The organism is Microcoleus sp. S13_B4 (assembly GCF_036700885.1).
GTDB lineage: Bacteria > Cyanobacteriota > Cyanobacteriia > Cyanobacteriales > Microcoleaceae > Microcoleus.
The window spans coordinates 101,236-114,075 of record NZ_JAUBPU010000008.1 but is presented as its reverse complement, the minus strand read 5'-3'; the positions used below and the strand labels follow the sequence as shown (position 1 = coordinate 114,075).

At 46.4% G+C, this 12,840-nt stretch carries 11 protein-coding genes and 1 tRNA gene; 5 read left to right on the top strand and 7 right to left on the bottom strand.

Going from position 1 to position 12,840, the window contains the following annotated elements; all coding sequences use genetic code 11:
* Window positions 1–38: 38 nt before the first annotated feature.
* The 6 genes from QT994_RS07510 to gshA all read right to left on the bottom strand — a co-directional run bounded on the left by QT994_RS07510 (window position 39) and on the right by gshA (window position 6,516).
* Window positions 39–578, bottom strand: coding sequence for a redoxin domain-containing protein (locus QT994_RS07510; RefSeq protein WP_333045968.1), 540 nt, complete (start codon window positions 576–578; stop codon window positions 39–41).
* Between the two features lie 105 nt (window positions 579–683).
* Window positions 684–1,283, bottom strand: coding sequence for a peroxiredoxin (locus tag QT994_RS07505; protein WP_006631731.1), 600 nt, complete (start codon window positions 1,281–1,283; stop codon window positions 684–686).
* Window positions 1,284–1,409: 126 nt separating this feature from the next.
* Window positions 1,410–1,482, bottom strand: a tRNA-Met gene (locus QT994_RS07500).
* Between the two features lie 138 nt (window positions 1,483–1,620).
* Complete coding sequence (locus tag QT994_RS07495) at window positions 1,621–4,083, bottom strand: peptidoglycan DD-metalloendopeptidase family protein (RefSeq protein WP_333173053.1); 2,463 nt, start codon at window positions 4,081–4,083, stop codon at window positions 1,621–1,623.
* Between the two features lie 582 nt (window positions 4,084–4,665).
* Complete coding sequence (locus QT994_RS07490) at window positions 4,666–5,127, bottom strand: tRNA (cytidine(34)-2'-O)-methyltransferase (protein WP_333173050.1); 462 nt, start codon at window positions 5,125–5,127, stop codon at window positions 4,666–4,668.
* Window positions 5,128–5,364: 237 nt separating this feature from the next.
* On the bottom strand, window positions 5,365–6,516 hold the full coding sequence (gene gshA / locus QT994_RS07485) for a glutamate--cysteine ligase (protein WP_333045973.1): 1,152 nt from the start codon (window positions 6,514–6,516) through the stop codon (window positions 5,365–5,367).
* A 414-nt stretch (window positions 6,517–6,930) separates the two neighbouring features.
* On the opposite strand from gshA, the gene QT994_RS07480 reads away from it, so the two are divergent.
* Window positions 6,931–7,974: an AI-2E family transporter gene (locus QT994_RS07480; protein WP_333045975.1), complete on the top strand. Its 1,044-nt coding sequence runs from the start codon at window positions 6,931–6,933 to the stop codon at window positions 7,972–7,974.
* Window positions 7,975–8,130: 156 nt separating this feature from the next.
* Here the strand turns inward: QT994_RS07480 and QT994_RS07475 are convergent, their stop codons facing one another.
* The gene (locus QT994_RS07475) at window positions 8,131–8,946 is read right to left on the bottom strand and encodes a cobyrinic acid a,c-diamide synthase (RefSeq protein ID WP_333173047.1); all 816 of its coding nucleotides are present in this window, start codon (window positions 8,944–8,946) and stop codon (window positions 8,131–8,133) included.
* 324 nt (window positions 8,947–9,270) lie between these two features.
* Between QT994_RS07475 and QT994_RS07470 the strand changes: the two genes are divergently transcribed.
* From QT994_RS07470 to QT994_RS07455, 4 genes are all read left to right on the top strand, one after another.
* Window positions 9,271–9,558: a Mo-dependent nitrogenase C-terminal domain-containing protein gene (locus tag QT994_RS07470; protein ID WP_333173045.1), complete on the top strand. Its 288-nt coding sequence runs from the start codon at window positions 9,271–9,273 to the stop codon at window positions 9,556–9,558.
* Window positions 9,559–9,726: 168 nt separating this feature from the next.
* A complete protein-coding gene (locus tag QT994_RS07465; RefSeq protein ID WP_333173044.1) occupies window positions 9,727–10,041 on the top strand; it encodes a PD-(D/E)XK nuclease family transposase in 315 nt (104 codons plus the stop codon).
* 10 nt (window positions 10,042–10,051) lie between these two features.
* Window positions 10,052–10,222: a hypothetical protein gene (locus tag QT994_RS07460; protein WP_333173042.1), complete on the top strand. Its 171-nt coding sequence runs from the start codon at window positions 10,052–10,054 to the stop codon at window positions 10,220–10,222.
* A 371-nt stretch (window positions 10,223–10,593) separates the two neighbouring features.
* Window positions 10,594–12,519, top strand: coding sequence for an alpha-amylase family glycosyl hydrolase (locus tag QT994_RS07455; RefSeq protein ID WP_333173040.1), 1,926 nt, complete (start codon window positions 10,594–10,596; stop codon window positions 12,517–12,519).
* Window positions 12,520–12,840: the final 321 nt, after the last annotated feature.

Below are 12,840 nucleotides of genomic sequence, written 5' to 3'. Positions count from 1 at the left end.
GGTGAAAAACTCCCAATTAGGACACAGCAGCGGTTTCCTTACCGATCGACATATTGCAGCAAAGTGTCTACACTAGCATTGTGGTCTATGAAAGAAAACAAATGTTTGAAGAGGAGTTTTCCATCTGCACCCAAAACAAACTGAGCCGGCAAAGGAGCACCTAAAGCCTGACCGACTTGATAAGCCCGAAAAACTTGACAGCCTGGATCAGAAAGCAGAGGCATTTTCAAGCCTAAATCTCTAACCACAATTTGGCTTTGGCGATCGTCGGTACTGGCAACCATCAATAATTCTATATTGCGATCCGCAAATTTTTCCCAGTTTTCATTCAAAGCTTTAATGTGAGGAAAACAGAAAGGGCAATATTGCTTTTCCGTAAAAATCCGCGTAAAAGCCAGAATTACCGGCTTATCCCCGCGATAATTCGACAGCCGCACCAATTTGCCATTATTAATATCCGGCAATTCAAAATCTGGCGTCATCAGCCCCAGGTTCAGAACATTAGTCGCCGGAACAGGCAATAAATTTTGGAAAAACCGCTGATTTAACAAGCCGCTAAAATTAGTAGAAGTCAGCATATTTCCTAATTGGGTAAGTGCTAATTGCTAATTAAAAATCGGGTTCAATGAATGCCCCTGCGGGTAGGGGCACGACACTGCCGTGTCCCTACAAATATAATCTGCTTAAACCGCAGCAAAGAATACCTTAGACTTGACAGGATCGGGAGTCATGGTTTTGTCACCGGGCTGCCAGCCAGCGGGACAAACTTCATCGGGGTGAGACTGGACGTGTTGGATAGCTTGCAGAGTACGGAGAGTTTCATCCACGTTGCGGCCGAAGGCAAGATTGTTGATAGTAGAGTGTTGGATGATGCCTTCTTTGTCGATGATGAACAGACCTCTGAGGGCAACGCCTGCTTCTGGGTCGAGGACGTTGTAGTCTGAACTAATTGTTTTTTTGAGGTCAGCAACTAAAGGATAGTTGAGGTCGCCGACACCGCCTAATTTGCGGTCTGTTTGTATCCAAGCGAGGTGAGAGAATTCGCTGTCAACGGATACGCCGAGGATTTCGGTATCGATTTTCTTGAAGTCCTCGAAGCGATCGCTAAATGCTGTAATCTCAGTCGGGCACACAAAGGTGAAGTCCAAGGGGTAGAAGAACAGGACTACATACTTTTTGCCTTTATAGTCTGACAGTTTAACTGTCTTGAATTCCTGATCCACTACGGCTGTAGCTGCGAAATCGGGTGCAGCTTGACCAACCCGGAGGCATTCACTGGTCATAAATTTTGTTTCCTTTTTTACGAACTGTTACAAATATATCATACTCATAACGACTACAAGTATCTTCTCGACCAATCAAAAAAAGACGCTCTCAAATTTGAGAGCGCAGCTTTTTTGATTAAATAATGGCTCAGGCGGGATTTGAACCTGCGACCTTGGGCTTATGAGTCCCCTGCGCTAACCACTGCGCCACTGAGCCAAATCTACTTCACGATTTACTATCGTAGCACGGTAGGGCTAGCTATGTCTTGTTTTTAAACAACACTCTTTCTAATGACTTCCAGTAAAAGTTATGAGTTTTGGTAATCATTCAAAACCCATAACTTCCGACCAGTCGTTACCGAGAAGCGCTGGACGCATCGTCTGGCAGAAAAGCCATAGGATTGATAGCACCCTGCCCGGCGGGATGAATTTCAAAGTGCAAGTGCGGCCCGGTACTGAAGCCCGTGCTGCCCATTTCGGAAATTTGTTCGCCTTGAGCGACTTTCTGACCCTTTTGCACCAAAATTCGGCTGTTGTGGGCATAGATAGTCTCAGTGCCGTCTGCATGGGTGATTTCCACCAGATTGCCGTAGCCACCATCGTTCCACTCAGCATAGGTAACCACCCCGTCTGATGCTGCCACAACTGGCGTGCCGATCGGCCCTGCTATATCAATTCCTTTGTGCATCCGTCCCCACCGCCATCCGTAGCCAGAAGTAAGAACGCCCTTAGACGGCCAAATAAACCCGTTAGCCGACTGTTTTTTGCCGTTAGGCAGATAAGTATCAGGGTTAGAAAGCGGAGGCAGTTCCGGAGAAACCATGCGTCCCAAAGACGGGTTGCTTAGGGGATCGTAACCGTCTGCTCCCAAAGGAGCAGTGGCTACCACAGGCCCCTGCTGAGCAGAGGTCGGCGTCAGGTTTATCGGTTGTAGTTCCGCTGCGCGAGCGGGGTCTAAACGCTCTTGCTGCTGCTTCTGAACCTGCTCAGACCAGGCTCTCGATGGCGGTCTGCTGATTTCATTCTGCACCGCCTCCGTATAGTCGGGGGTGTAGAGATATGGATTGACACTTGGCCTATCCTCAGACGGGTTGACCGAGGACCCGTCAGTTGGAGTCAGGGACACCGCATTGGCGCCGATCGAATTGCGCGAGGCACGATATTCCTCTCGCAGCCTGACCACTTCTGCCCTCAAGCGTTCGGAATAAGGGTTGAGAGCTTCTGCGGTGGGGAGAGCCTCCGAATTCGACTCAGGTAAAGCGCTAGTTGGAGCGGCATTTGAACCCTGAGCGCTAGTATTTGCCACGAAGCTGATCTGCTGCGGGTATGCTCCCGTAGCAGTTGCACTGGCTTGCCCCGGCAGGGCACTGGTGTCAACTGCACCTGTAAATGTTGATTCGCCTTGAAGATCCAGCTTCCGTGGATCGCTAATGGTTTGAGAAACTTGAGTCAGCGGAATGCTGTTAATTTGGGGAACCATGGGCGCTGAAATATTGTTCAGACCTTCCACGTTCTCCAGGGGAGAGACAACAGGCACTGTGGGCGCGGGTGCTGCAACGCCAGCACCGGCTATTTCCGAGGTAGACGAGCTGGGGTTCAAAGATGCGGGAACCGAACTCGCCGCCCAGACAGATGTAGAGTTGGAGGCAGAATAAGAGGCTGCCGCCTGCACCCCTGGATTTTTCAACCCAACTTGGGGAATTTTTAGCCGTTGATTGACATTCAGCAAGTTGGGGTTGCCGAGCTTGTTGACGGAGATCAGATCGTTGGGCGATACGCCGTGACCTTTGGCGATCGCATCTACCGTATCTCCAGGACGCACGCTGTAGAGAACCTCAGCCGGCGCGGCGGTACTTCCCGCAGGGGGGACTACCACAGCCGGGGGCAAACTGGGTGTTGCCAAAGACTGTTCAATTGACTCGAATGCTCGATCGGGCGATGCTGCTTGACCGACCCCGGCATTAGAAATTACAGGTGTGGCACCGAGGTCTGGGATAGTTGTCCCAGTTGCAGAGCCGGGGGATGTCAGCGTCGTTGCTGACTCCGGCAAAGATGCCGCAGGTGTAGATAAATTTGCTCCCCCTTCATACCCTAACAGGGCCCGACCAGCTTCTGTGGTGCGGTTTTCCTGTTTTTTCAAACTGTCGATCGCCCCGTCTGCGTTCGGGATGTCGATCGAACTTTGTTCCGGTACCGTCGTGACCAGCGGGGTCGCTGCGGTTGATGGCTGCGCTGTCAGGGCAGCACTATCCAACGGCTCGGAGCCAGCCAGATTTAACTTTTCTTCGGGATTGACCGCCGCTGCGCGGTCTCGCGAAGCCACAGCGGTATCGGCGGCGTTCTGTTGTGGCGCGGCTCCCGGAGCCATAGGAATTGTCAGTTCTTGACCAACTTGGAGTTGGGTATCGGGTTTGATGTCGTTGGCAGTTGCTAGTGCCAACGGTTCAACTTCATAATCCCGAGACAGCTCCCAAAGGCTTTGCCCCTGCTGCACCTTAACCGTCACTGGGTCAGAAGGTGATCCGGGCTGTTGGGCCGTGGAACCGTCAACTTGTGCGGAGGTAGCGGGCCCGTTGGCCGAGAATGGCTGTACTTCAGCGGTGGATTCAGATGTCGGTGCGAGTTCAGACGCGCGAGCGCTGTCTCCATTTCTTGGTAGCAGGATGCCAGAAGCACCTACGGATATTGCCAGCCCGATCGTGGCGAGAGAGCGAACTCTGCCTGTGCTGAGCGTTGTCTGTTTGGACGGTTCCGCAGAACCGTCTCTGTCGATTTCACTAGCCTGAACAGGCTTGATTTGGGGATATGTTCGTTTCAAAAAAACGACCTCCTACTGAGAAGCGCTAACTGTCCTTGGAAACACTCAAGGGGATCGCATGACGCTGAATTTAAATCAACAAGCAAAAATATTCTGATTGTTGAAAGCTATCATGCTTAGGCCAGATTACCTTGCTTTTTAAATTTAGACAAGCTCAAACCGTCATAAATTTTAAAATTCTCGGTCAAACCTGCTCCAATTAATCCCACAAGCCTTACACCGCAATAGCTGGAACGAATATATAAAATCTTCGTTCCGGTAAGGCTCTGAACTCTTACCTATTATCTGACTTTATGCTAATTTCCGGACAGCCTACAACCGTATATTTACTAGATATAGTGTTCAGACCCAAGCTGGTGCTCGCTGACGCCCTAAATCGCTAAAATCCTTTGTTTTTGTTGCTGAATCATCTTGCGAGTAATTTGGTGTTGCGGATAACAATCGGTTTTTGAATGAATAAAATATATTAATCTCGGCTATCTAGATTTTCACCCCTTTGATACAAATTTCTTATATTAAAAATGAGATTTGGCAACCTCCGGCAGCTATTAAATATCTATATATTTATGTGTTGATAATGATTTATCCCAGCTCGCCCAACTGTCGTTTAGCCTCAAATAAACCTACAGCGGCGCTGACGGAGAGGTTCAAACTCCTGACTCCAGGCTGGCTCATAGGAATAAAAACTGTGGCGTCGCAGGCATCTAAGACGAATTGGGGAATGCCTACAGTTTCCGAGCCAAACATCAGCCAGTCGCTGGGCTGAAATTGGAATTGCGCGTAATTGCATCGCCCGCCAGTGCTGAATCCGATCGTTCGTCCCCCGCGCTGCTCCCGATAGGCCCCAAAAGCCGCTAAGTCTTCGTGGCAGTGGAGGTTGACGTAGGGCCAGTAATCTAAGCCTGCCCGTTTCAGGTAGCGATCGCTAATTTCAAACCCCAGCGGGCCTACTAAATGCAGTTCCGTGCCTGTGGCAGCGCAAGTGCGGGCGATATTGCCAGTATTCGGGGGGATTTGCGGGTGAATCAAGACAAGTTGGGGCATGAAGCTAATTAAAAGCGAAAAATACAGCCATGGGGAAATTTATAAAACTACCCAAAGGTAGATATACCTTATAGCTTTTATTTATAACCTTTGTCCAGCTCCATTGATTAAATATTCTGATTTGTTTTTGATAGTCGCTCTGCAACTTTTTCTCAGGAGGTTTGGGCTATTTGTATTGGCTGAGTACGCATAGCCAGGGGGCTAGTGAAAGCCCCCCTTATAATAACGGCGGGGACTTCAGGCAACTAACTGGGCGCACAAGTTGTCTTCTAGCTCCCATTCTTGGTGAGCCATCCCCTGAATCCCTTGCAGAATAATACTGCGGGTGTCCGAACCGCCCTCGTGTAGCTTCAACCACTGCTGGGCCGTGTTGCCTTCCCGGAGAATCTTTTTGAGTGGCGAGAGAAAGCAACTAAAACCACGTTTTTTGGCTATAGGCCACACTTCGCGGTAAATTTCCTCAATCCAATCTCGCGCCAGAATAGTTCTGCCGTCTTGCCAGTGGGTAAGTTCGGCATCCAAACTTTGCCGGGATGCAGCAATTTCGTTGGCATCTGTGAGAGCAACTAAGTCTTGGTTGCGGGTGGCCGCCGGCAAGGTGCTGAGTTCTAAGGGGTCTAAGCTGGGGTCTTCCATCATCTGCCAGATGCGAGCTTCTAGTAAGGCAGTGATGGCTAACAAAGCCAGAGGATTGACTTCGAGGTCGCAAATTCTCAGTTCGAGGCGGTTGAGACAGTATGGGCGGCGATCGCCATTGGGTCGCACTGCCGACCACAAATGACGGACGTTTTGCATAGTACCGAGTTCTAGCTGTTCTTCAGTCCACTGAATGTAATGCCTGTGACTTTCAAACAGAGGGACGATGGCGGGAGTTTTGGGAAACAAACCCCACCGAGTGGAATGATAGCCCGTGACTTCGCCGTCGAGGAAGGGGGAAGAGGCGCTCAAGGCAAGGTATAGCGGTGCTTCGACGCGGGCGAGGCGGATGGCGCGCATCAGCATTTCTGGCTGGGAGATGCCGATGTTGATGTGAATGCTGGCGGTGACGACTTTGGTGCCGTAGGTTTGCTCGATGTAGGTGTGGTAGGGGTTGTTGGGATCGGATCTGTAAAATCGATCGCTCCCTCCGAGAGACAGGGTACTTCCCGGCAGCAAGGTATAGTCGCCCAATTCTTTGAGATACTCCCGCAGCCGGACTCGCGGCTTGACTAAGGCGCACAGCAGGCGATCGTAGCTGCACAGCGGGGCGGTCGTGTACTCCACATTGCGGCTATCAGGCTCCCGCACAAATCCCTCTAGATCGGCAACTATGCGATCGGAGAGACCGACAACCTCACCTTCGGGAGTGCCGGTATACATTTCTACTTCAAAGCCTTTTGATAGCAGCACGTTTGTTCCTCAGCTAAGTTGAGTGCTAGTTTCTAGTATCCCAAAAATTGACCTGTTCATACTATCTTCCAAGAGGCAGAGTTGAAATTTTTCGCGACTGGCACTGAAACCGGGTTTTTCGGCGCCAGCAAGTTTGAGCGTTTGTGTGTTAGTTGAGGGCCTGCCACGACAGATACTTCCCTCGCAAATAGTTTCCGAGGCGGTTTTAGCCCCACAAATGTTGTTTGTTCGATCGCGGGCGTGTTTCATTGGGCATTCGTGACGATCGAACTTATGGTGAATAGAACCCACTCCTGCCTCAGTTCGACATCTGTTTTCTGCCTTGAGGGGGATAGCCGCAGATATATCTTGGGTGCGATTCTAAAAGAGGACTCTGCAATATTTTTGAGCTATTATTAACCCCTAAAAATCCCTGTGAAAGAGCAAGAAAGAACCCCTCCCAATTTTTGGAATATGCTAAGCAATTTAGCCTTAGTCCGATTTTTGCTTTTATTTGCTTCTGGTTGGGCTGGACTGCAACTTTTAGCTTACTTTGAAACAGCAGTCGCGGTTTTCACCATTGCTGCACTCGTAGCTTTTTTGCTCAACTATCCGGTGCGAACTCTCCAGAGATTTTTACCGCGAAGTTTAGCTGTCGCGTTTGTTGTCTTGCTCACCCTTTTAGTTTTGGGCGGTCTCACCGTCACCGTAGGCGTCACTCTTTTATCTCAAGGACAGCAATTAATTGACAGCATGACTGAATTTGTGAATGCTCTGGCGCCTCTGTCCGAGCGCCTCGAAGCATTCCTGCGGGCGAGAAACCTGCTAGTTAACCTCCGAGTTATTGAGGAACAACTGCGAAATCAAGTTTTAGCTGGAGTTGTTTCGAGTATTGCTTTTTTACAAGTATTTTTAACCAATTTATTGAATTTAATATTAATTATGGTAGTGGCTTCTTTCATGTTACTTGATGGAGAGAGGCTGTGGCTGCTGGTTCTCAAATTTATACCTCTACACCTGCACAGGCGTTTAAGTGTAACAATAGAGAAAAACTTTTTAGGATTTTTTCAGGCACAAATCCTGTTAATGTTATTTTTGACAACAGCAACTTTTTTAATTTTTTTGCTGTTAAATGTGAAATTTCCCTTAATTTTAGCCTTTATTATCGGATTGTTTGATTTAGTTCCGGGGATTGGAGCGACCCTGGGAATTAGCTTAGTTTGTTTTATTGTATTGTCTCAAAGTGTGTGGCTAACTTTAAAAGTATTGGCAACTTGCATTGTTTTGCAGCAAATTCAAGACAACTTTATTCATCCGAGACTCATGCAAAATTCGCTTAACCTAAATCCGGTGGTCGTATTTTTTGCATTGTTAGTCGGGGCTAGAGCCGCAGGACTTTTAGGTATATTTCTGGCGATTCCGCTAGCGGGAGTGATAGTTAGCTGGTTTGACATTGAAGAAATGCAAGCGGAAGGTTAATTGATACAGCCCTCCTATTTTATATCAAATCCGCCTGAAAAATTCGGTTTCAACTTACCGACTACAAGTCCCATGTTTCAAAAACTCTCCTGTACCCAACGCCCAACTAAAAGTAAAGAGAAAAAAGCAACTTATGGTACAAATTACTACCTAAAGTCAATGAATAAATTGCAAGTCAGTAGGAAATCTTTCTTCTTCTGGTTCTGGATCATAAATGTAATCGCAGTCAAAACGCAGAGCTTGAGAGTGGCGGCTGATAGAAAATCCGCAATTACTCACCATTTCTGTAGTAAAAGTTGCCATGACTAACTCAATGAGCCTTCTGTAGGGAATGTTAGGTAGTTGAACGTAATAGGTGCGTCTGGCAAAAAATATCCTCTCATCTTTCGGTAGAATTATGCCATTAATTCTGTGTGCGTGTTGAATCGGCTTGATATAGGTTTCAATAAACTGGGACTGATTTTTTTGCAGTCTCGCTAATCTTTCGTGTTGCAACCAGCTCATTTGAAACACAATTTTAATAAATTCAAAGCCCAAAATGTAGTTAAAAACATTATTACGTTCTTCTGTACTCAAGACGAAGCGGAGTGCAGATTCTAAATATTGGTCTGTTTCTAGGCGCGATTGTTGAGCTGAGTGGATATAAAATTGTTTGATGTAGCTTCTTAAATCTGACTCGTTTAATTGTTTTTTGACTCGGAACCTGATTAAATACTCTTTGACTCGGTGTAGAGTATCTACATCTTCAAACATTTTTGAGACTAAACCGTCGGCTGTATAATTATCTAAAAATTCGGCTTGCAAGTCGGGAGTAGATGCACACAATATGTAGCAGAGGGACAAGACATAGCGCCGTTGGTTCCAAGGCAAGCTTTGAGCCCAATCTTTAACTTCTACAGGGAGTTTTTGGAGCACGGTATCTGTGTGGGGGAGTTGAGCAAGGTCGGCATATTTATGTTTTTGTTTAATCATTGCCTGAAACCTTATATTAGTAAGTATACAGAGTCGTATATCGCAAATGATGGGAGAGGGGAGCTGCGAGGGAGGGGTGCAAGTTATTCTGTCTTATTTTATTGCCATCTATCTAAGTATAGATTCTGTAGGGAACAGCGGCGGTGATCTGCCTCACGGTTTTGCGAATTTTAAATCACAAATGCTAGCTCTTCCCATCACATTTGGGGGCGGCGAGTGTCACGGATAAAACTTATTCACGTCACCGGAGCGACAGCAGGTTTCGTTGAGGATTAAGTCGGGTGATTCATAAGTTTTTGTTAGTAATGATTACTGAGATCAATCATGAACTTGACTACAAGTATTTTCCCAGAAAATCAGTACCAAGACTTAACTTTTCGCGATCGCCTCGTCGAACCCGTGCGACAGTGGCTTGATAACATTGCCGTGGGAGATCCGCAAGTACCTCGGTGGTTGTGCCAACTTATACCCCTACGGGGTTCTTGTGAGAGAGATATCCAGCTATGGGGACACCATCTTTTCCACATACCGCCTATATGCAACCTTAATCCTGTGTATGAGGAATTAGTGGGGTTGCGTTTTCGATTGCTCTCGTATTTGACTGACGTATAGGGGGAAGATGTAACGCCGTACTGCTGATTGAGGGGTGTCATACCTCGATTGCCCGTTGATGTGAATTGTGTACGGGGTGCGCGAACCTGCTAGTTGTTCGATCGCTAATTAAAGCCATAATCGTTCATAATACCAGTCGATGCCTGTAAATAGGGGCGGGTATCCATCGTGGCGCTTAAGTCAAAAATAACATCAAACGGTAGCAGCCAAAACAATAACTATAAAAAAAAATTTAACAAGCTACTTTTTCTCAATGGCCGAGAAGTCATTTCTCACTTTGTGTTTAAGGAAAAAAAGCGTTTATTTGATTATGTCGATCCAGAGATAGAACTCATCTTTATCGAGTTGCCCAAATTCAATAAACAATTGGATGAATTAGAAACTTTGACTGACAAGTGGGTTTATTTTATGAAAAATGCTCCCAGTTTGGAAGTGATACCGCAAACAATGGAAACAGTCTCGGAAAGCCTTTGCGATTGCTAATGAAACTAACTTGAATGCAGAAGAGTTGGCAGATTTAGAAGCACGCGAAAGGTATATTCTGGATCAGCAGGGAATCTTGCGAAAGGGAATTGAAGAAGGACTCGCACAAGGGCGAGAAGAAGGCAGAGAAGAAGGACTCGGGCTAGGAATGAGAGAAAAAGCTGTAGAAATCGCTAGGTAACTTCTCAATGTTCTTGACACTCAAACCATCAGTCAAACTACGGGTTTGAGCGTTGAAGATATCCAAAACTTGCGGGAGGAATGAAAGGAAGGGAAAAAGTGCGATCGCACAATTACTCTACCTTTTATCGTTACGAGCCTCAGCCTGGTAGGGTAGGTTTTTGATGCTCTGCCTCTTTGATTGAGAATTATCCTAAATATTAACACTCATCAACTTAATGCTCAAGGATGAGTCTGCCCTCCGTCTAAAGGAAGATTTCATTAAACCAGTAAATTCCGTATGATGCTGTAAAAGTCAGTCAGAGGGGAAAGCTATCTCCGACTCTAGCTCCGAATAACTGACCAATCTTACAATATAAAAAAATACATCTCATGACATCAGTCACTCCCAATCAAACTTCCTCTCAATACGAAGTTAGCGAACAAGAAGAAAAAATTGAGTCTCTGGTACAAGAAGTTAAGCCAGAAAGCGAACTAGATTTAGAATTCCTCTACACCCGAGACATTGAATTCCGACAAGAAACAATTTATTTCATTGTAGTCGATCGCTTTTGCGACGGCGACCCCACAAATAACGAAGGCCCAAACCCAGAACTTTACGATCCAGAAGGCAAAGATTGGGGCAGATATTGGGGCGGCGACTTGCAAGGAGTTATTGACAAACTCGACTACTTAAAAGATATGGGTGTTACCGCAGTTTGGCTGACGCCACTGTTCGAGCAAGTAGAAGCATTATTTGTCGAACAAGCGGCGATTCACGGCTACTGGACTAAAGATTTCAAGCGACTCAATCCCCGCTTTATTGCCAAAAACGATAATCCTTCTATCAACCAAACACAAGAAACTCAAGATACCGTATTTGACAAATTAGTACACGAGTTGCACCAGCGAAACATGAAAATCGTACTCGATATTGTCTGCAATCACAGCAACCCAGATTTTAGCGGAAAAAAAGGGGAACTCTACGATGACGGCGTAAAAATAGCTGACTTTAACGACGATGAAGATAACTGGTATCACCACTACGGCGAAGTCACAAACTGGGAAGATGAATGGCAAGTCCAAAATTGCGAACTCTCGGGTTTAGCAACTTTCAACGAAAACAATATTGCCTACCGGAATTACATTAAGTCAGCAATTAAACAATGGCTCGACAGAGGCGTTGATGCTTTGCGGGTGGATACAGTTAAGCATATGCCTATTTGGTTTTGGCAGGAATTTAATGCTGACATTTTAACACACAGACCTGATGTTTTCATTTTTGGCGAATGGATTTACAGCGATCCTCGAAACGATCGTTCTGTGGAATTTGTCAACGAGTCGGGGATGACTATTTTAGATTTTGGTTTGTGCGTGGCAATTCGAGAAGTATTGGGGAAGGGCGCTGGCGCGGGATTTCAGTTAGTCCAAGATGTACTGAATTTGGATCACCGCTACTACGGGGCGACGGAGTTGATTACTTTTATTGACAACCACGATATGCCCAGGTTTCAGTCGTTGAATCCCGATCCAAAAATGCTCAGGTTGGCGATATGTTTAATGATGACGACTCGCGGCATTCCTTGCATTTATTACGGCACCGAACAGTATCTGCACGATGATACTGAAGGGGGAAATGACCCTTACAACCGCCCCATGATGGAAAAGTGGGATACTGATTCCCCGATTTACCGAGATGTACGGTTGCTGTCTGGATTGAGGCGACTGAATCCAGCTATTTCGATGGGGAGTCAGTGGCCAAAATATCTAACTGCTGATGTTTATTGTTACGTGCGCCGCTATCGCGATTCCGTGGTGTTTGTAGCGATGAATCGTGGCAATTATGTTACAATTAAAGAGGTGGATACTGAGCTGCCTGATGGAGAGCATACGGAGGTTTTATCGCGCCGTAAGTTTGAAGTTAAAGATGGAATGCTGTACAACTTAGAGTTGGGTGCGCGGGAAGTAATGATTTTTAGTCGCGTCGGAGAGCGAGTTAAGGCGAAAACTATTGTGCGGGCGCAGCTTAACAGCGTTAGAACTCAGCCTGGTGAAAGAATTGTGGTGATTGGAGATTGTCCTGAATTGGGGAATTGGGATATTAGTAAGGGTTACCCGTTGGAGTATATAAATACTAATACTTGGTTTGGGGAAATTCCTTTTAATGAAAGTGCGGGGAAGTTGATTTCTTATAAGTATGCGCTGCTACGGGAAGGACTGTCGCCGCTGCGAGAAAATCTGGTTTGTCGCCGCTGGGTTTTAGTTTCGGAAGGAACTGTGAAATGGCGGGATAAGTGGGCGAGTGGACGGGAGTCTTAATAGTTTTAAGTTTTGAGTGAGACATTCCTGGACGCATAAGCCGGATTTGATGGAGGAAAATACTTCCTTAAGGCTTTCGATTATGTTTTAAAACCCCGTTTGTTTACTAGACCTCTTGCACAAGTCTTCGATCCAGAAACCGCAGATGTAAGACAGCTACACACAGATAAACGCAGATAATTTGAGGATAGGCGAGCTTGGAAATGCAATCTTTTCTAGTATTTGTGCCGTAATTCCTGGGAGATTTAATTCGTAATTAAACTTCATAAATTATTACTTTTTAAAGGGGGCTTAGATAACAAATACTTTGACATTTTATGT